This window comes from Paraburkholderia caffeinilytica (assembly GCF_046030355.1).
Taxonomy (GTDB): Bacteria; Pseudomonadota; Gammaproteobacteria; order Burkholderiales; family Burkholderiaceae; genus Paraburkholderia; species Paraburkholderia caffeinilytica_B.
Genome location: NZ_JAQQCQ010000057.1, coordinates 1 through 1,620, shown reverse-complemented (window position 1 = coordinate 1,620; position 1,620 = coordinate 1). Strand labels below are relative to the sequence as shown.

General features: G+C 61.0%; 1 pseudogene. It reads right to left on the bottom strand.

What is annotated here, in order from left to right:
- Positions 1-104 precede the first annotated feature (104 nt).
- Positions 105-1,515: pseudogene (locus PQQ95_RS36495) on the bottom strand (ISNCY family transposase); the annotation flags it as partial.
- Positions 1,516-1,620 lie beyond the last annotated feature (105 nt).

Genomic DNA, 1,620 nt, shown 5'->3' with positions numbered 1-1,620 from the left:
AACACGACATTTACATAAAGCCGCTACACTTGATGTCGAGGCCATCCTGAAGTGTCGCAGCGGCAGCAAAGTAGAAGTGTCGTAGCTGTGCCTTTGCTATCTCCTTGACTAGCTTTTGAGTACAGCGTCCTGGAGGCTGACTGTCGTTCTGCCAATCGCGGTGTTCAGATCCTCAACCGTGATCTCCCGCTGCTTCTTTGTCCCAGCCTTGCGTTCCTTCAGCTTCGGCGCCTGCCCCTGATTGGTCCGTGACGGCGAGCCTGACGCGCGCCGGTTATCGCGATCGGCCTGAACCAGTTGCGCGACCTGCAGCACGTGGCCCAACCGCTTGTGGTCGACGACCGCGCCCTGATCGATCTCCGAGAGCCGGTCATAAGGCGTGCAGGGAAGGGCGACACCGTCAGCGCGGATCTCGATGCGACCGTCCGGATATTCATACACATCGATGTAGCGTCCGACCAGCCTGCGGTTCGCCTCCGTGTCTTCAAGCAGGTAGATCACCCGGTCGTACTGCAGCGTCAGCGAGCGCGTGACGCGCCGCGGTTCACGCCACGTCAGGATGGTGTCGAGATTCTCATCTGTGCGCAGCGGCCGGTGAGCATTGAAAGCGCTGCGTGGTACCTTGCCAAAGCGCGTGTTGTAGTCGGCGATGAAGTGGGGCGCGTAAGCGTTGGCCGCTTCCCGCGTGTCGATCTGGCGTAACCGTAGTTCCTTCACCAGGCGGTCCTGCAGTGTCAGGTTCGCGCGTTCGACACGTCCCTTGGCCTGACTTGAATTTGCGCACAACCCGTCAATGTTCAGTTCGAACATCGCCCGGCCAAAGTGCGTCACACCTTTGCCTCCCGTGGTCGCCGTCTGCGTCGAGCGGAATACGCTCGCCTTGTCGCTGTAGAACGCGACTGGCTTGCCGTGCAGTTCCAGATACGCCCGTGTCGCCTCGAAGTAGCTGAAGGTCGATTCGGTCGCCGTGAAGTGCAGCACCATGATCCGGCTGGTTGCGTCGTCCACATAGACCAGCAGCGTGCACGCCGGCGCCCGCTCCTCAAACCAGCGATGATCGCTGCCGTCGATCTGGATCAGCTCGCCCAGACATGATCGCCGCGCTCGTGGCTGGTAGATCTTCGGTGGCCGCTGCCGGCGCGGAATCCACAGCCCGGCCTCCGTCATCAGACGCCGCACCGTTTCCTTCGACAGCACCAGCCCATGACATTCGCGCAGCTTCTCGCACGCCAGCGTCGGGCCAAAATCCGCATAACTGTCCCGGATCAGTTTCAACGCGCGTTCAGCCGTGCCATCCGCCAACTGGTAGTTGCTCGGGTGCCCCCGATGCCGTGACAGCAGTCCCGAGGCCCCCTGGCTGCGATAGCGCACCGTCAGCCGCTCAACCTGGCGCCGGCTCAGATGGAGCCGCTCAGCGGCCTGCCACGTCATCAGCAGGCCATCGGCCAGCGACTGGATTGTCCTGAGCCGGTCCACCTCGCGCATCGTCATGGTGATCGTCCCGGATGTCGTCATGCGAGCCTCCCATCAAAGGTCAGCCAGCATGACATGCGACGTTTCAGCTTTGCCCAGGTACGACATTACAGCTTTGCCGTAACACTTGAAATGTTGATAATTTAT